General features: G+C 63.5%; 18 protein-coding genes and 1 tRNA gene. 5 read left to right on the forward strand and 14 right to left on the reverse strand.

Going from position 1 to position 17,348, the window contains the following annotated elements:
* Positions 1-9: 9 nt before the first annotated feature.
* The 5 genes from iscU to trmJ all read right to left on the reverse strand — a co-directional run bounded on the left by iscU (position 10) and on the right by trmJ (position 3,869).
* The gene (iscU, locus tag IP89_RS07360) at positions 10-396 is read right to left on the reverse strand and encodes a Fe-S cluster assembly scaffold IscU (RefSeq protein ID WP_043308698.1); all 387 of its coding nucleotides are present in this window, start codon (positions 394-396) and stop codon (positions 10-12) included.
* Between the two features lie 48 nt (positions 397-444).
* Entirely contained in the window at positions 445-1,659 is a 1,215-nt protein-coding gene (locus IP89_RS07365; RefSeq protein ID WP_043308701.1) for an IscS subfamily cysteine desulfurase, read from the reverse strand.
* A gap of 31 nt (positions 1,660-1,690) precedes the next feature.
* Positions 1,691-2,182, reverse strand: a complete 492-nt coding sequence (gene iscR / locus IP89_RS07370; RefSeq protein ID WP_043308703.1) for a Fe-S cluster assembly transcriptional regulator IscR — start codon at positions 2,180-2,182, stop codon at positions 1,691-1,693.
* A 135-nt stretch (positions 2,183-2,317) separates the two neighbouring features.
* Positions 2,318-3,097: a serine O-acetyltransferase gene (gene cysE / locus IP89_RS07375; protein WP_043308704.1), complete on the reverse strand. Its 780-nt coding sequence runs from the start codon at positions 3,095-3,097 to the stop codon at positions 2,318-2,320.
* Positions 3,090-3,869, reverse strand: a complete 780-nt coding sequence (gene trmJ / locus IP89_RS07380; protein WP_043308705.1) for a tRNA (cytosine(32)/uridine(32)-2'-O)-methyltransferase TrmJ — start codon at positions 3,867-3,869, stop codon at positions 3,090-3,092. The genes cysE and trmJ overlap by 8 nt, the downstream gene beginning before the upstream one ends.
* Positions 3,870-4,019: 150 nt before the next feature.
* Here trmJ and suhB point away from each other — a divergent pair, with 150 nt between their 5' ends.
* Complete coding sequence (gene suhB / locus IP89_RS07385) at positions 4,020-4,835, forward strand: inositol-phosphate phosphatase (protein WP_043308707.1); 816 nt, start codon at positions 4,020-4,022, stop codon at positions 4,833-4,835.
* Positions 4,836-4,889: 54 nt separating this feature from the next.
* Here the strand turns inward: suhB and IP89_RS07390 are convergent, their stop codons facing one another.
* The 7 genes from IP89_RS07390 to IP89_RS07420 form a co-directional block, all read right to left on the reverse strand.
* Positions 4,890-5,429, reverse strand: a complete 540-nt coding sequence (locus IP89_RS07390; protein ID WP_043308709.1) for a glycine zipper 2TM domain-containing protein — start codon at positions 5,427-5,429, stop codon at positions 4,890-4,892.
* Positions 5,430-5,607: 178 nt separating this feature from the next.
* Complete coding sequence (secF, locus tag IP89_RS07395; RefSeq protein WP_043308710.1) at positions 5,608-6,522, reverse strand: protein translocase subunit SecF; 915 nt, start codon at positions 6,520-6,522, stop codon at positions 5,608-5,610.
* A 9-nt stretch (positions 6,523-6,531) separates the two neighbouring features.
* Positions 6,532-8,403 carry a protein translocase subunit SecD gene (gene secD / locus IP89_RS07400; RefSeq protein WP_043308712.1) on the reverse strand — a complete coding sequence of 624 codons (1,872 nt, stop codon included), beginning with the start codon at positions 8,401-8,403 and terminating at the stop codon, positions 6,532-6,534.
* Positions 8,404-8,463: 60 nt separating this feature from the next.
* Positions 8,464-8,805 carry a preprotein translocase subunit YajC gene (gene yajC, locus IP89_RS07405; RefSeq protein ID WP_043308714.1) on the reverse strand — a complete coding sequence of 114 codons (342 nt, stop codon included), beginning with the start codon at positions 8,803-8,805 and terminating at the stop codon, positions 8,464-8,466.
* A 119-nt stretch (positions 8,806-8,924) separates the two neighbouring features.
* Positions 8,925-10,043 carry a tRNA guanosine(34) transglycosylase Tgt gene (gene tgt / locus IP89_RS07410; RefSeq protein WP_043309036.1) on the reverse strand — a complete coding sequence of 373 codons (1,119 nt, stop codon included), beginning with the start codon at positions 10,041-10,043 and terminating at the stop codon, positions 8,925-8,927.
* 5 nt (positions 10,044-10,048) lie between these two features.
* Positions 10,049-11,104: a tRNA preQ1(34) S-adenosylmethionine ribosyltransferase-isomerase QueA gene (gene queA / locus IP89_RS07415; protein ID WP_043308715.1), complete on the reverse strand. Its 1,056-nt coding sequence runs from the start codon at positions 11,102-11,104 to the stop codon at positions 10,049-10,051.
* 76 nt (positions 11,105-11,180) lie between these two features.
* The gene (locus IP89_RS07420; protein WP_043308717.1) at positions 11,181-12,941 is read right to left on the reverse strand and encodes a cation:proton antiporter; all 1,761 of its coding nucleotides are present in this window, start codon (positions 12,939-12,941) and stop codon (positions 11,181-11,183) included.
* A gap of 191 nt (positions 12,942-13,132) precedes the next feature.
* On the opposite strand from IP89_RS07420, the gene IP89_RS07425 reads away from it, so the two are divergent.
* From IP89_RS07425 to IP89_RS07435, 3 genes are all read left to right on the forward strand, one after another.
* Positions 13,133-13,217, forward strand: a tRNA-Leu gene (locus IP89_RS07425).
* A 257-nt stretch (positions 13,218-13,474) separates the two neighbouring features.
* Complete coding sequence (locus tag IP89_RS07430) at positions 13,475-13,687, forward strand: cold-shock protein (protein ID WP_021700367.1); 213 nt, start codon at positions 13,475-13,477, stop codon at positions 13,685-13,687.
* Between the two features lie 172 nt (positions 13,688-13,859).
* Positions 13,860-14,360, forward strand: coding sequence for an RDD family protein (locus IP89_RS07435; protein ID WP_043308720.1), 501 nt, complete (start codon positions 13,860-13,862; stop codon positions 14,358-14,360).
* 3 nt (positions 14,361-14,363) lie between these two features.
* Here IP89_RS07435 and IP89_RS07440 read toward each other — a convergent pair whose 3' ends face one another.
* The gene (locus IP89_RS07440; protein ID WP_043308723.1) at positions 14,364-15,281 is read right to left on the reverse strand and encodes a GIDE domain-containing protein; all 918 of its coding nucleotides are present in this window, start codon (positions 15,279-15,281) and stop codon (positions 14,364-14,366) included.
* Between the two features lies 1 nt (position 15,282).
* Positions 15,283-15,852: a LemA family protein gene (locus IP89_RS07445; protein WP_043308724.1), complete on the reverse strand. Its 570-nt coding sequence runs from the start codon at positions 15,850-15,852 to the stop codon at positions 15,283-15,285.
* 155 nt (positions 15,853-16,007) lie between these two features.
* Here IP89_RS07445 and IP89_RS07450 point away from each other — a divergent pair, with 155 nt between their 5' ends.
* Positions 16,008-17,345 carry an imelysin family protein gene (locus tag IP89_RS07450; protein WP_043308725.1) on the forward strand — a complete coding sequence of 446 codons (1,338 nt, stop codon included), beginning with the start codon at positions 16,008-16,010 and terminating at the stop codon, positions 17,343-17,345.
* Positions 17,346-17,348: the final 3 nt, after the last annotated feature.

The raw sequence follows: 17,348 nt of genomic DNA on the forward strand, positions 1-17,348 counted from the left end.
CCTTAAGACTCAGAGCAGACCTTTCTTCTGCTTGTAGTCGCGCACGGCCGCCTTGATGGCGTCCTCGGCGAGCACGGAGCAGTGGATCTTCACCGGCGGCAGGGCCAGTTCTTCGGCCAGCTGGGTGTTCTTGATCGACTCGGCCTCATCCAGGGTCTTGCCCTTCATCCACTCGGTAGCGAGGGAGCTGGAGGCGATGGCCGAACCGCAGCCATAGGTCTTGAACTTGGCGTCTTCGATCACGCCCTGCTCGTTGACCTTGATCTGCAGACGCATCACGTCGCCGCAGGCCGGTGCACCGACCATGCCGGTGCCAACGTCCGGGTCCTCGGAATCCATCTTGCCGACGTTCCGCGGGTTTTCGTAATGGTCGATGACCTTTTCACTGTATGCCATGTTGCAAATCCTCTCTCATCAGGTGCCGCTCTACAGGCGACTCGAAAATCAGTGTGCCTGCCATTCGACCTTGGAGATGTCGACACCCTCTTTGAACATGTCCCACAGCGGCGATAGCTCACGCAGCTTGCTCACCGCATCGGCCACTTTGCTGGCCGCGTAATCGACTTCTTCCTCGGTGGTGAAGCGACCGAAGGTGAAACGGATCGAGCTGTGCGCCAGCTCGTCGTTGCGCCCCAGTGCACGCAGCACGTAGGACGGCTCCAGCGAGGCGGAGGTACAGGCGGAACCGGAGGAAACCGCCAGGTCCTTGAGCGCCATGATCAGCGACTCGCCCTCGACGTAGTTGAAGCTGAGGTTCAGGTTGTGCGGCACGCGCTGAGTCAGGCTGCCGTTGACGTACAGCTCTTCCATGCCTTCGAGCTGCTTGTAGAAGCGATCGCGCAGCGCCAGAACACGCTGGTTTTCCTGCGCCATCTCTTGCTTGGCAATACGGAACGCCTCACCCATGCCGACGCACTGGTGGGTCGCCAGGGTACCGGAGCGCATGCCGCGCTCGTGACCGCCACCATGGGTCTGGGCTTCCAGACGCACGCGCGGCTTGCGGCGCACATACAGGGCGCCAACGCCTTTCGGGCCGTAGGTCTTGTGCGCGGAGAAGGACATCAGGTCGACCTTCATCTTCTCCAGGTCGATCTCCACCTTGCCGGTGGACTGCGCCGCATCGACGTGGAACAGCACGCCACGCGAGCGGGTCAGCTCGCCGATGGCAGTGATGTCATTGATGGTGCCGATCTCGTTGTTGACGTGCATCACCGACACCAGAATGGTGTCCTCGCGCAGCGCCGCCTCGATCATTGCCGGAGTGATCAGGCCGTCTTCGCCCGGCTCGATATAGGTCACTTCGAAGCCTTCGCGCTCCAGCTGGCGGGTGGTGTCCAGCACCGCCTTGTGCTCGATCTTCGAGGTGATGATGTGCTTGCCCTTGGTGCTGTAGAAGTGCGCGACACCCTTGATGGCCAGGTTGTCGGACTCGGTGGCACCGGAGGTCCAGACGATCTCGCGCGGGTCGGCATTGACCAGCTCGGCCACCTGGCGACGAGCATTCTCCACCGCCTCTTCGGCCTTCCAGCCAAATACGTGGGAACGCGATGCCGGGTTGCCAAAGTTGCCATCCACCAGCAGGCACTCACTCATCTTCTGCGCCACGCGCGGGTCGACCGGAGTGGTGGCGGAATAGTCGAGGTAAATCGGCAATCTCATCAGGTATCTCCTATTCAGGCAGGCGCCCTGCTCACTCGATGGCGGACGCTTCGATCTTGTCCAGCTGCGGCATCCTGCCGTTGCGGCGGCGCTGATCCTGACGCTGTGCAACTTCCTGCACTTCGCGCCGGGTCACCAAATCAGCCAGGCTGATGCCGCTGAGGAATTCGTGAATCTGCTGACTGAGGTCGCACCACAGATGGTGGGTCAGACAGGTGTCGCCGGAGTGGCAATCGCCCATGCCCTGGCAACGGGTGGCATCGACCGACTCGTTGACCGCGTCGATCACCTGGGCCACCTGGATCACTCGCATGTCGCGCGACAGCTGATAGCCACCACCCGGGCCACGCACGCTGCTGACCAGGTTGCCACGGCGCAACTTGGCGAACAGCTGCTCCAGATAGGACAGGGAAATACCCTGCCGCTCGGAGATGTCCGCCAGCGACACAGGCCCGCTCTGGGCATGCAGCGCCAGGTCGAGCATGGCAGTGACGGCGTAGCGACCTTTGGTGGTCAGACGCATGGCATTCGCACCACGAGTTAGCTGAGTTGCCGCAAGTATCGCCTTTTCCGACTATTTAGGTCAACTATAAGACCGATTAAAACAGTCGGATTTAGGCGCAGTTCGGGGCGCGAATGATAGCAGACTATTTAGTAGTCAGGCAGCCGGCTTGTCGCCCTGCTCCTTGCAGACATCGGCGAAGTCTTCGTCGCGCAGCGCCGGCAGATCCTTGGCGCAGTAGTCGCTACCCAGCTCCTTCAGCGCCGAGCACATGCCTTCCAAGCGCCCATCCACCGCATGCAGGTGGTCGAGTAACTGGCCAATGGCGCGCGCCACCGGGTCCGGCATGTCCTGGCCGACGCCGTAGGCATCGAAACCGAGCTTCTCGGCCATGGCCTGGCGCTTGGCTTCCTGCTCGTCGTCGCTCTTGGCGATGATGCGTCCCGGAATACCGACCACGGTCGCACCTGGCGGCACCTCCTTGGTCACCACTGCATTGGAGCCGACCTTGGCACCGGCGCCGACCGTGAACGGACCGAGCACCTTGGCACCAGCACCGACCACCACGCCATCACCTAGGGTCGGGTGGCGCTTGCCCTTGTTCCAGCTAGTGCCACCCAGGGTCACACCCTGGTAGAGAGTGACGTCATCACCGATCTCGGCAGTTTCGCCTATGACGATGCCCATGCCGTGGTCAATGAAGAAGCGCCGACCGATCTTCGCGCCCGGATGGATTTCGATACCGGTCATCCAGCGCCCGAAGTTCGACACCAGGCGCGCCAACCACTTCCAGCCACGCACCCACAGCGCGTGAGCGACACGGTGCAACCAGACGGCGTGCAGCCCCGGGTAGCAGGTGACCACTTCGAAGGCATTACGCGCCGCCGGATCGCGATGGAATACGCTCTGGATATCTTCGCGCACACGCTCAAACATCGTCTTTTCTCCGCTTGGGGGACTCGCCACGCACCGCCTTCTGGGTTTCGGTCAGGATGCCGCGCAGGATGTTCATTTCCAGCTTGCTCACTTCGGCGCGACCATACAGGCGACGCAGACGAGACATCAGATGACGCGGACTGGCGGGATCGAGGAAGCCGATCTCGACCAGAGTACCCTCCAGATGACCGTAGAACAGCTCGAGCTCATCCGTGGTCACCGGCTGAGTATTGAGCATCGCCGTGGTTTCCAGCTTGTTCATCTTGGTCGGCTGCCCCTCAGCAGCCAGCCAGGCCATACGCACCTCGTAGGCCAGCACCTGCACCGCAGCCGCTAGATTCAGCGAACTGAACTCCGGATTGGACGGAATGTGCACATGGAACTGGCAACGCTGCAGCTCGTCATTGGTAAGGCCGGCATATTCGCGACCGAACACCAGCGCCACTTCGCCGCCCTGCGCCACGTGTTGCAACGAGGTGGTCGCGCACTCGCGCGGGTCGAGCAGCGGCCAAGGAATGCGCCGATCGCGCGCGCTGGTGCCGAGAGCCACGCTGCAGCCGACCAGCGCCTCCTCCAGCGTTTTGACCACCACGGCATTGTCGAGAATATCGGTAGCACCAGAGGCGCGGGCAACCGCCTCGCTACTGGGAAAGTCTTCCGGATCGACCAGCACGAGACGCGACAGGCCCATGTTCTTCATGGCCCGCGCGGCACCGCCAATATTGCCGGGGTGACTGGTGTTAACCAGGACGACGCGAATGTTCTGCAGCAACGCCAGCTCCGCTTGAAAATGCGAAAAGGGCCATGAATGTTACAGAATGCCTCCGCACTGCGCCATGCACGGAAACACCCTGGCTGCACAGAAAAAGCTAGTCTGCTAGAATGGCCGGCTTTCCTCTTTAACGACCCCAGGTAACCTTCCATGCAGCCCATGCTGAATATCGCGCTGCGCGCTGCGCGCAGTGCCGGCGAACTGATCATCCGCTCCGTCGAACGCCTGGACGTCATCTCGGTCAACGAGAAGGATGCCCACGACTACGTCAGCGAAGTCGATCGTGCCGCCGAGCAGACCATCATCCAGGCGCTGCAGAAGGCCTACCCGACCCACGGCTTCCTCGGCGAGGAAGGCGGCAGCATCGCCGGCACCGGCGAAGGCGCCGACTACCAGTGGATCATCGACCCGCTGGACGGCACCACCAACTTCCTGCGCGGCGTACCGCACTTCGCCGTGAGCATCGCCTGCAAATATCGCGGCCGCCTGGAGCACGCGGTGGTGCTCGACCCGGTCCGCCAGGAAGAGTTCACCGCCAGCCGCGGCCGTGGCGCCGCCGTTAACGGCCGCCGCATTCGTGTCAGCAACCGCAAGAGCCTGGACGGCGCGCTGCTCGGCACCGGCTTCCCCTTCCGTAACGACCAGGTCGACAACCTGGACAACTACCTGGGCATGTTCCGCAGCCTGGTCGGCCAGACCGCCGGCATCCGCCGCGCCGGCGCCGCCAGCCTGGACCTGGCCTATGTCGCCTCCGGTCGTTACGACGCTTTCTGGGAGTTCGGCCTGTCCGAATGGGACATGGCGGCCGGCGCCCTGCTGATCCAGGAAGCAGGCGGCTTGGTCAGCGACTTCAATGGCGGCCACGACTTCCTCGACAAGGGCCAGATCGTCGCCGGCAACACCAAGTGCTTCAAGGCCGTGCTGACCGCTATCCAGCCGCACCTGGCGCCATCGATGAAGCGCTGATCGCCAGCCAATGAAAAAGCCGCCCGAGGGCGGCTTTTTTGTTTCTGCCAGAACTTACTGGGCAGCCTGCGTCAGCACCAGTTGACCCTCCTTGTTGACCGGGATCTGCGAGCCCGGATCACGATCCATGCGCACCTGGCCAACCTTGCCGTCCAGCTGATACTTCACGTCGTAGCCCACCAGCTTCTGACTGGTATCGGTCACGGTGTGGCAGCGGGTTTCGGTAGTGGTGTAGGTGTCGCGTTCCTGCATGCCTTCCTGCACTTTGTTACCGGCATAGCCGCCACCCACAGCGCCCGCCACGGTGGCGATCTTCTTGCCGTTGCCGCCGCCGATCTGGTTACCCAGCAGGCCGCCAGCCACGGCACCGAGCACGGTACCGGCGATCTGATGCTGATCCTTGACCGGCGCCTGGCGAGTCACCGCCACGTCCTGGCAGACTTCGCGCGGGGTCTTGATGGTTTCATTGATCGGCTGCACGGCCAGCACCTCGGCGTACTGGGGGCCGCCCACCAGGCTATAGGTGGCCACTGCGCCGCCGGCGGTCACGCCCACTGCACCCAGCACTGCACCTACGATCATCGACTTATTCATGGGGTCCTCCACAGACTTCGGTTGCCGGGCTTTCATGCCCTACTCCCTGCCTTGGATCGACTCGATCAAGGCGAGTTCCCGGCTCGCTGCAGCACAGCGCGACAACTGCGACGAAGCGCACACCAGTAAAGCACGAAGCCCGGCACTGGGCCGGGCTTCGGATATACGGGAGAGCGACTCAGGGACGCTCGTCCACCTCTTCGGCAACCGCCGGCGGGATCAGATCCTCGCTGGTCAGGTTCAGCCAGATCAGCACCACGTTGGCGATGTAGATCGACGAGTAGGTACCGGCCAGCACACCGACGAACAGGGCGATGGAGAAGCCCCATAGGTTGTCGCCGGCGAACACCAGCAGAGCGACGATCGCCAGCAGGGTGGACACCGAGGTAGCGATGGTGCGCAGCAGGGTCTGGGTGGTCGAGATGTTGATGTTCTCGATCAGCGTCGCCTTGCGCAGCACGCGGAAGTTCTCGCGCACCCGGTCGAATACCACAATGGTGTCGTTCAGCGAGTAACCGATGATCGCCAACACCGCCGCCAGCACCGTCAGGTCGAAGGTGATCTGGAAGAACGACAGAATGCCCATGGTCACGACCACGTCGTGCACCAGCGAGAGGATGGCGCCGACGGCGAACTTCCACTGGAAGCGGAAGGCCACGTAGATGAGGATGCCGCCGAGAGCCAGCAGCATGCCCAGGCCGCCCTGGTCACGCAGCTCTTCACCGACTGCCGGGCCTACGAACTCGACCTTCTTCACCTGCAGCGAGCTGTCACCGCTAGCCGCTTGCAGGGCCGAAGCCACCTTGTTGCCGAGCTGCGGGTCATCGCCCTGCAGACGCACCACTACATCGGTGGTGGCGCCGAAGTTCTGCACTACCGCATCAGCAAAGCCGGCAGCAGCCAGCTGCTCGCGCACCTGACCGAGGTCGGCAGGCTTGTCGTAGCTCAGTTCGATCTGGCTACCGCCAGTGAAGTCGAGACCGAAGTTGAGCCCCTTGAAGAACCAGCTACCAAGGGCGACAAGGGTCAGGATCATGGTCAGGGCAAACGCAAGGTTGCGGATGCCCATGAAGTTGATAGTTCCGAGTTTCATGGCTGCCCCTTAGATCCACAGCTTCTTGAAGTCACGACCACCGAAGATCAGGTTGACCATCGCGCGGGTCACCATGATGGCGGTGAACATCGAAGTGACGATACCCAGCGACATGGTCACGGCGAAGCCCTTGACCGGGCCGCTGCCCATGGCGAACAGGATGCCGCCGACCAGCAGAGTGGTCAGGTTGGCGTCGAGAATCGCCGAGTAGGCACGATCGAAGCCTTCGTGGATGGCGCGCTGCACCGACATGCCATTGGCGATCTCTTCGCGTATCCGCGAGAAGATCAGCACGTTGGCGTCTACCGCCATACCCATGGTCAACACGATACCGGCGATACCCGGAAGGGTCAGGGTCGCGCTCAGCGCCGACATCAGTGCCAGCAGCAGGACCATGTTGAAGCCCAGGGCCACGGTCGCCAGCACGCCGAAGAAGCGGTAGATGGCGATGATGAAGATGGACACGAAGATCATGCCCCAGATCGACGCATCGATACCCTTGGCGATGTTGTCGGCACCCAGGCTCGGGCCGATGGTACGTTCTTCGGCGAAGTACATCGGCGCCGCCAGGCCACCGGCACGCAGCAGCAGGGCCAGTTCGGAGGATTCGCCCTGGCCGTTCAGGCCGGTGATGCGGAACTGGCTACCCAGCGCGGACTGAATGGTGGCCAGGCTGATGATCTTCTTCTCTTCCTTGAAGGAGGGCACCGCCACTTCCTTCTCGACGCCGTCGACCATCTGCTTGACGTAGCGGGTCATCGGCTTCTGCTCGATGAAGATCACCGCCATGCTGCGCCCGACGTTGTTGCGGGTGGCGCGGTTCATCAGCTCGCCGCCATGGCCATCGAGGCGAATGTTCACCTGCGGTCGGCCATTCTCGTCATAACTGGCCTGGGCATCGGTGACCTGGTCACCGGTGATGATCAGGCTGCGCTCCAGCGCCACGGCCGGACGGCCCGACTCGCGGAACTCGAAGGGCTCGGTGGACGCGCGCGCGGCATCAGGCTCTGCCTGCAGACGGAACTCCAGGTTGGCGGTCTTGCCGAGAATACGCTTGGCCTCGGCAGTGTCCTGCACGCCCGGCAGCTCGACCACGATGCGGTTGGCACCCTGGCGCTGTACCAGCGGCTCGGCCACGCCCAGCTCGTTGACCCGGTTACGTACGGTGGTCAGGTTCTGCTTGATCGAGTATTCGCGGATTTCCGCGCGCTTGGCCTCGGTCAGCGCCAGACGCAGCACCTGCTGACCATTACGCTCTACGGCGGTCAGCGCAAAGTCATTGAAGCTCTTGCGGATCAGGGCTTGCGCCTGCTCCAGCGTCTCGCTGTCGGCGAAGCCCAGCTGAACGGCGCCATCCTGTTGCGGCAGGCTGCGGTAACGGATCCGCTCCTTGCGCAGCAGGCTCTTGAGCTCGCTCTCGTAGACCTTCATGCGCGCGTCCATGGCCTTGTCCATGTCCACTTCCAGCAGGAAGTGCACACCACCGGACAGGTCCAGACCGAGCTTCATCGGGCCTGCGCCCAGGTTACGCAGCCACTGCGGAGTGGTCGGCGCCAGGTTGAGGGCGACCACGTAGTCGTCACCCAGCAGCTTGCGCACCAGCTCTTTGGCCGGCAGCTGGTCTTCCTGCTTGGTCAGACGCAGCAGCGCACCCTGGCCCTGCTTCTCGCCGAGGCTGGCGGACTTCACGGCGAGGCCGCCATCGGCCAGCGCCTGGCTGACGCGATCCAGGTCGGCCTGGCCGATCTCCAGCGCCGAGCTGGCACCGGTGATCTGGATGGCCGGATCGTCCGGATACAGGTTGGGTGCGGAATAGATGAAGCCGACCGCCAGTACAGCCAGGATCAGCAGGTACTTCCACAGAGGATATTTGTTGAGCATGACGCCGCCCGTTATGACACGGGGCGCCTTAGGCGCCCCGTAATGGTGAACGAAGAATCGTTAGATGGACTTCAGAGTGCCCTTGGGCAGGGTCGCTGCGATGGCCTGCTTCTGGAACTTCAGCTCGACGTTGTCGGCGATCTCGACCACCACGAAGTCATCGGTGACCTTGGTGACCTTGCCAACGATGCCGCCGCTGGTCACTACCTCGTCGCCCTTCTGCAGGCCGCCGAGCAGGTTCTTGTGCTCCTTGGCGCGCTTGGCCTGGGGACGCCAGATCATCAGATAGAAGATGACCAGGAAGCCGATCAGGAACACCCACTCGAAACCGGTGCCAGCAGGGCCGGCGGCAGCAGCCGGAGCGGCGGCGTCAGCGTAGGCGGCGGGAATCAGAAAGCTCATGCAAAACTCCTAGTTACGAGGTCTTGAAACTGTTGTTGTCGGCGCCCGCTCGTGAGGCGGGCGTTGGCGGAAACTGGATCACCCTCTAGATGGGGTGCGTCCGGCCGTTTTCAATCCCGTCAGGGCTCCAGCGGCGGCGTCGGCAGGCCGCGCCGGGCGTAGAAGGCATCGACAAAGGCGGCCAATGTACCCTGTTGAATTGCCTCGCGCAAACCAGCCATCAGGCGCTGGTAATGGCGCAAGTTGTGGATGGTATTCAGCATGCTTCCCAGCATTTCGCCGCATTTATCCAGGTGATGCAGATAGGCGCGGGAGAAGTGCTTGCAGGTGTAGCAGTCGCAGGCCGGATCCAGTGGCGAGTCGTCGAGCTTGTGCACGGCATTGCGAATCTTGATCACGCCGCTGTCGATGAACAGGTGGCCGTTGCGCGCGTTGCGGGTCGGCATCACGCAGTCGAACATGTCCACGCCACGGCGCACGCCCTCGACCAGGTCTTCCGGCTTGCCCACGCCCATCAGGTAGCGCGGCTTGTCGCTCGGCATATGCGGCGGCAGGAAGTCCAGCACGCGGATCATCTCTTCCTTCGGCTCGCCCACCGACAGGCCGCCGATGGCCAGGCCGTCGAAGCCGATTTCCATCAGCCCTTCCAGCGAGCGCAGGCGCAGCTCTTCGTGCATGCCACCCTGGACGATGCCGAACAGCGCCGAGGGGTTACCCTCGTGGGCGTTCTTCGAGCGCTTGGCCCAGCGCAGCGACAGCTCCATGGAGCGCCTGGCGGTATCGACATCGGCCGGGTACGGGGTGCACTCGTCGAAGATCATCACGATGTCCGAGCCCAGGTCGCGCTGTACCTGCATCGACTCTTCCGGGCCCATGAACACCTTGGCGCCATCCACCGGCGAGGAGAAGTACACGCCCTCCTCCTTGATCTTGCGCATGGCGCCCAGGCTGAACACCTGGAAGCCGCCGGAGTCGGTGAGGATCGGCCCCTGCCACTGCATGAAGTCGTGCAGGTCACCGTGCTTCTTGATCACCTCGGTGCCCGGACGCAGCCACAGGTGGAAGGTGTTGCCGAGGATGATCTGCGCGCCGATGTCGCCGACATCGCGCGGCAGCATGCCCTTGACCGTGCCGTAGGTACCCACCGGCATGAACGCCGGGGTCTCCACCACGCCACGCGGGAAGGTCAGGCGGCCGCGACGGGCACGGCCGTCGGTGGCCAGCAGCTCGAAGGACATATGGCTCATGGGGTCTCCTCGGGACCGCGCGGGTCGGGATTGCGGGTGATGAACATGGCATCACCGTAGCTGAAGAAGCGGTACTGCTGCTCCACGGCTGCGGCATAGGCGGCCATGGTCTGCGGGTAACCGGCGAAGGCCGAGACCAGCATCAGCAGGGTCGACTCCGGCAGGTGGAAGTTGGTGACCAGGGCATCGACCACATGGAAGCGCTTGCCCGGGTAGAGAAAGATGTCGGTGTCGCCACTGAAGGCCTTCAGCTCGCCATCGCGGGCCGCGCTCTCCAGCGAACGCACACTGGTGGTGCCGACGGCGATCACCCGGCCTCCGCGCGCACGGCAGGCCGCCACCGCATCGACCACGTCCTGGCCGACCTGCAGCCACTCGCGATGCATGTGGTGGTCTTCGATGCGCTCCACGCGCACCGGCTGGAAGGTGCCGGCGCCGACATGCAGGGTGACGAAGGCACTCTCCACGCCCTTGGCACGCACCGCCGCCAGCAAGGCCTCGTCGAAGTGCAGACCGGCGGTGGGCGCAGCCACGGCACCGGCCTTGTCGCGGTCGGAATAGACGGTCTGGTAACGCTCGCGATCGTCGGCCTCGTCGGCGCGATCGATATAGGGCGGCAGCGGCATGTGACCGACACGATCGAGCAGCGGCAGCACTTCTTCGCCAAAGCGCAGCTCGAACAGCGCATCATGACGGGCGACCATCTCAGCCTCGCCGCCACCTTCTATATGGATCAGCGAGCCCGGCTTGGGCGACTTGCTCGAACGCACGTGAGCCAGCACGCGATGGCTGTCCAGTACGCGCTCGACGAGGATTTCCAGCTTGCCGCCGGAGGCCTTCTGGCCGAACAGGCGCGCCGGGATCACTCGGGTGTCGTTGAACACCATCAGGTCACCGGGGCGCAGGTACTCCAGCAGGTCGGCGAACTGCCGGTGCGCCAGCTCGCCACTCACCCCATCCAGCACCAGCAGGCGGCTGGCGCTGCGCTCGGCCAGCGGGTGGCGGGCAATCAGGGCATCGGGCAGGTCGAAGTGGAAATCGGCAACGCGCATGACGGGTCGGTCTCAAAGGGGGCGCAGAGCTTACCGGAAAGCGGCCCGACCGGCCACGCGCAGCGACTGAAGGCGTTCAGTGCGAGCCATGCTTGTCCTGCTCCAGCGTCTCCAGCAGGGCGATCTGCATGCGCGAATGCAGGCGGATCAACCAGCGCCAGAACAGGGTGATGGCCGCCACCGCCACCAGGGCGATCACCAGCAGCGCCTCGCCGGTAGGCAGGATGCTGGCCGACAGCGCGGCGAGCATCAGCATGATCACCGCCAGCGACAGCAGCGGGATCAGCTCGGCGATCACCTTGCGCACCCGCACCGTATGCCGGCCGGCCTTCTCCGGGCGCACGCCGAGTTCGGCCAGCAGCATGGCCAGGGCCTTGAGCTTGCGGTAGGCCGCCACCAGGAACGGCAGCGACAGCAGCAGTGCACCACCCCAGACCAGCGCCTTCTGCACGTTCAGCGCCTGCACCCAGGGCTCCAGGTAGGCAGCCAGCGGCGCGGCGAAATAGGCGGCGCTGAGGAAGATCGCCACCACCAGGGCGATGTTCACCCCGACCTGCAGCAGGATGCGCCGGATCATGCCGAGCAACATGACGTTCTGCCCCTGTGGCTGGATGCTGCGCAGCCAGTCGCCGTACATGCCGAAGACCCGCGCGATGCGCTCCGGCATCAGACTGGCCAGCCTGTGGGAGAAGGGATCGGCGGCGCGAATCAGATAGGGCGTGGTCAGGGTGGTGATGGCCGACACGGCGACCGCCACCGGGTAGAGGAAGTCGCTGGTCACCTGCAGGGTCATGCCCAGCGCGGCGATGATGAAAGAGAACTCGCCGATCTGCGACAGGCCCATGCCCACGCGCAACGATGTGCGCCCGTCGTTGCCGGCGATGAAGGCACCGAGACTGCAGGACACTACCTTGCCGACGATCACCGCGACGGTGATCACCAGGATCGGGATCGCGTACTCGACCAGCACGGCCGGGTCGATCAGCAGGCCGATGGCGACGAAGAAGATCGCGCTGAACATGTCGCGCACCGGCTCGATCAGTCGCTCGATCTGCGGCAACTGGCGCGACTCGGCCATGATCGCGCCGATCAGGAAGGCGCCCAGCACCATGCTGTATTCCAGCTTGACCACCAGCAGGCAGAAGCCGAAGCACAGACCGAGCACGGTGACCAGGAGCATCTCGTTGCTCTCGAACTTGGCCACATAGGAAAGGATGCGCGGCACCAGGAGGATACCGATGACCAGCGCCACCACCATGAACAGCGACAGCTTGCCGACGGTGGCAAACACTTCGCCGGTTTCCACCGAGCCGCTGACGGCGATGCCGGACAGCAGGGCGATGATACCGATGCCGAGGATGTCCTCGACAATCAGCACGCCGAAGATCAGCTGGGCGAAGCGCTCGTTCTTCAGCTTCAGGTCGCTGAGCGCCTTGACGATGATGGTGGTCGAGGAGATCGCCAGGATGCCGCCGAGGAACAGCGAATCCATCTTGCTCCAACCGAAGAAGCTGCCGATCTCGTAGCCGATCCACAGCATCAGCGCGATCTCCAGCGCCGCCGCGATGAATGCCGTGGAGCCCACGTTGAACAGCTTGCGCAGGCTGAACTCGAGGCCGAGGAAGAACATCAGGAAGATCACCCCGAGCTCGGCGAGGATCTTGATCGTTTCCTCGTCGTGGATCAGCCCGAAAGGCGGTGTGTGCGGCCCGATGATGAAGCCGGCAAGGATGTAGCCGAGCACCACCGGCTGACGCATGCGGTGGAACAGTACGGTAACCACGCCGGCGACCAGCATGATCACGGCCAGATCCTGAATGAAGCTGATGGCATGCATCGCGGCGCTCTCCTTTTACTGCACAACCTCCCCCGAGACGCCGGCATGGCGCCACGAAACCCGATGGCACAGCCTAACACCTTGATTTGGCGCGCTAATCGACGTGCAAATCAAATTTTGTAAGCTCCGATGGCAAAGCATGCCTGCAATTGACCGCCCAAGGCCTCCTCCATATACTGCGCGGCCATCGTGCCTCGGTGGCGGAATCGGTAGACGCGGCGGATTCAAAATCCGTTTTCGAAAGGAGTGAGAGTTCGAGTCTCTCCCGGGGCACCACGATATTTTCCTCCCCCCTCAAATTGCCTGCAAAGCCTCTGGAATCAGCTGTTTCAGGGGGGTTGGCAAATTCATTTGAGTTAGCTAGAGTGGGTCAACTGTGTTTGCTTGGGTCGCCTTGAATCGTGACCTGGTGCAGTAGATCCTAGATCCGCTACATCCCGCTCGACTTCTCTTACTCTCTGCAACCAGTTCCAGCCCTCTCGCGCCATATGCCGGGAGGCTGTCATCAACTCTAGTTTCAAGGAAATAAGACAATGTCGAATCGTCAAACCGGCACCGTCAAATGGTTCAACGACGAGAAGGGCTTCGGCTTCATCACCCCCGAGAGCGGTCCGGATCTGTTCGTGCACTTCCGCGCTATCGAAGGTTCGGGCTTCCGCAGCCTGAAAGAAGGCCAGAAGGTCACCTTCGAAGCCGTGCAAGGCCAGAAAGGCATGCAAGCTGACAAGGTCCAGGTTCTGGGCTAATCGCTGCTGCTACTAAAGAGCCCCTGATGGCAACATCAGGGGCTTTTTTGTGCCTGCTCGCCAGAGCCCTCGACTCTTTGCCCCGCGACAACACCTGGTCACACCCTGCGCTTTTGTACCCACCGTCTTCAGCCCGTACAATCGCGCGCAGTTTTCTTCCGCCGAGCCCTCCATGCCCAAGCATCTACTGCGCCCCCAGGGCGATTTCCCTGCCGCCGGCCTGATCCGCCGCTTCGCCGCGATGTTCTACGACTTCCTGCTGTGCGTCGCCATGCTGATGGTGGTGACCCTGCTGTACAAGGTTGCGCAGATGGGCATCTTCGGCGAGGAGCAACTGCGGCAGATGTCGGATGCCGGCAAGCTGGACGGCGACCCCCTGCTCTCCACGCTGCTGGTGATGAGCCTGTTCGGCTTCTTCGCCAAGTTCTGGACCCACAATGGCCAGACCCTCGGCATGCAGGTCTGGGGCCTGCGCATCCAGAACGCCGACGGCAGTGCGATCAGCCTGTGGCAGGCGCTGCTGCGCTTCGTAGTGGCCATCGGCTCCTGGCTGTCCTGCGGCCTGGGCTTCTTCTGGGCCCTGTGGGACAAGCAGAAGCGCAGCTGGCACGACATCTATTCGGACAGCCAGGTCGTGCAGCTGCCGAAGAACATCCACAAGCAGAGCAAGTAAGCCTCAGGCGCCAGCCAACCCTGGCAACAGCACGTTGCTGACCAGCCAGGTGGTGGCCAGGGCGCCGACCAGGCAGATCAGCGCACCGCCGGCGGCCTGCCAGTAGAAGCCGCGAGCCAGTTCATCCTCCCCACCATTCGACAGAATGAAGGGATAGGACTCGCCCGGCTTGGCCAACTGGTGATGCACCGGCGCCTCGCCCCGCGCCAACTGCCGACGCTGCGCCTCGGCCCGCGCCGATTCGCGCATGCGCTCCCATTCCTGCGAGTCCAGCTGGCCATCGCCATTGCTGTCGAAGCGCTGCAGCATGCCGGCGAAATCGCTCTTCCACTCGCGCACCACCGCGCCCTGCGCCAGTGTCAGGTCGAACGCCTCCGCACCGCCGCGGGTACGAAAATCGCCGATGGCATACAGCGGCTGCCCGACGTGCAGGCGCTCTTCGGTATAGCGGTACTGGCTGTTGGCAGATAGCAGCATGCCCAGCAACCCACCACCACCGCTGAGCCCCCGCGGATGGCGCTCGCTGCCACTCCACACCTGGCGGGTACTGGGTCGCACCTCGGCGCCACGCGGATTGATCAGACACTCCCCCGTCGCGTCCTTGAGGCGCACCAGCGCCTCGCTGGTACCGCTCTCGACCACGCGCCAGCGGCGGTTCTTGCCATCGCCGGAATACTCCTCGATCTTGAAGCGCCACCACAGGCAGGGCGTGCCGGTCAGCGGCGCCTGTTGCTGGCCACCGGGCAATTCGTCCAGCACGCCATACAGTTCGACATAGCCCTGCGCGGCGGAACGAATCTTCGAGGTCGGCGTATTGAGCAGAAAGCGCGCCTCGGACAGACGCTTGATGCACCACCAGCCACCGCCGGCGCAGGCGCCGACGCTGAAGGCCATGCTGATGGCCAGACCAGGCACATCCATCTCAGTTGAACAGCGACTTGAGGTCGACGTCGGCCTTCTCTTCCTCGCTGAACTGCAGCAGCTCGGCCTCCTTGAAGGCAAACATGCGCGCCAGGATCACATCAGGGAACTGCTCGATACGCACGTTGTTCAGGTTGACCGCCTCGTTGTACAGCTCGCGGCGATCGGCGATGGCATTCTCCAGCCCGGAGATGCGCTGCTGCAGATGCTGGAAGCTGTCATTGGCCTTGAGGTCGGGGTAATTCTCGGCCAGGGCGAACAGCTGGCCGAGGCCGGCGCGCAGGCTGCTCTCAGCCTTGCCCAGGGCGCCCACGTCGTGCTGCTCGCGGGCACTGGCCACGGCGCTACGCGCGGCGATCACTCGCTCCAGGGTGGTGCGCTCGTGCTGCATGTACTGCTTGCAGGTCTCCACCAGCTTGGGCAGCTCGTCATGACGCTGCTTGAGCAACACGTCGATGTTCGACCAGGCCTTGGTCACCCCGTGCTTGAGGCGCACCAGGCCGTTGTAGAGAACTACCGCCCAGGCGGCAACGAGGAACAGCACGACAATCACGGCAACGGTGACAAGCATGGGACGACACTCCTTGTGAACTGCCGGCATTCTAGCGATAGCCCGCGCTGCGTCCACAAGGCGACGAACGGAAATCGCCTTTGCATTTAATGAAAATCTTTCGCATCATTGAGCGGTTTTCCCGCCTTCCAACACTAGAAGCAAAGGACTCCGCCATGACTCGCATGCCCCTGGCCACCGCCAGCCTGCTGGCCCTCGCCATTTCCCTCGCCGGCTGCGGCGACGACAAGAAAGAGGCCGCTGCTCCGCAAGCCGCCGCTCCGGCCGCTGCCACCGCTCCCGTAGCCGCTGCGGGCAAGGTCGACGAAGCCGCCGCCAAGGCCGTGGTCAACCACTACGCCGAACTGGCCTTCACCGTGTTCAGCGATGCCGCCAGCACCGGCAAGCAACTGCAGAGCGCCATCGACGCCTTCCTCGCCAAGCCCAGCGAAGAGACCCTGAAAGCCGCCAAGGAAGCCTGGCTGGCCGCACGCGTACCGTACATGCAGACCGAAGTGTTCCGCTTCGGCAACGCCGTGGTCGACGACTGGGAAGGCCAGCTGAACGCCTGGCCGCTGGACGAAGGCCTGATCGACTACGTCGCCAAGGACTACCAGCACGCTCTGGGCAACCCGGGCGCCAGCGCCAACATCATCGCCAACACCACCATCCAGGTCGGCGAAGACAAGATCGACGTCACCGAGATCACCAGCGAGAAGCTGGCCGAGCTGAACGAGCTGGGCGGTTCCGAAGCCAACGTCGCCACCGGCTACCACGCCATCGAGTTCCTGCTCTGGGGCCAGGACCTGAACGGCACCGGCCCGGGCGCTGGTCAGCGTCCGTACACCGACTACCTGGTTGGCGACGGCGCCACCGGCGAGCACAACGAGCGCCGCCGCGCCTTCCTCAAGGCCGCTACCGACCTGCTGGTCAGCGACCTGGACGAGATGGTCGGCCAGTGGAAAGCCGGCGTTGCCGACAACTACCGCGCCAAGCTGGAAGCCGAATCGGCCGAGAGCGGCCTGCGCAAGATGCTGTTCGGCATGGGCAGCCTGTCCCTCGGCGAGCTGGCTGGCGAGCGCATGAAGGTCGCCCTGGAAGCCAACTCTACCGAAGACGAGCACGACTGCTTCAGCGACAACACCCACAACTCGCACTTCTACAACGGCAAGGGCATCCGCAACGTCTACCTGGGCGAGTACAAGAAGGTCGACGGCACCACCCTGACCGGCCCGAGCCTGTCCTCGCTGGTGGCCAAGGCTGACGCCGCTGCCGACACCACCCTGAAGGCCGACCTGGAAGCCACCGAAGCCAAGCTGCAGGTGCTGGTCGACAGCGCCGAGAAGGACAACGTGCACTTCGACCAACTGATCGCCGCCGACAACACCGAAGGCCAGCAGAAGGTCCGTGACGCCATCGCCGCCCTGGTCAAGCAGACTGGCGCCATCGAGAAGGCCTCGAGCGTTCTGGGCATCAGCGACCTGAACCCGGACACCGCCGATCACCAGTTCTGATAC

This window comes from Pseudomonas sp. ML96, from assembly GCF_000761545.1.
In the GTDB taxonomy this organism is placed as follows: domain Bacteria; phylum Pseudomonadota; class Gammaproteobacteria; order Pseudomonadales; family Pseudomonadaceae; genus Aquipseudomonas.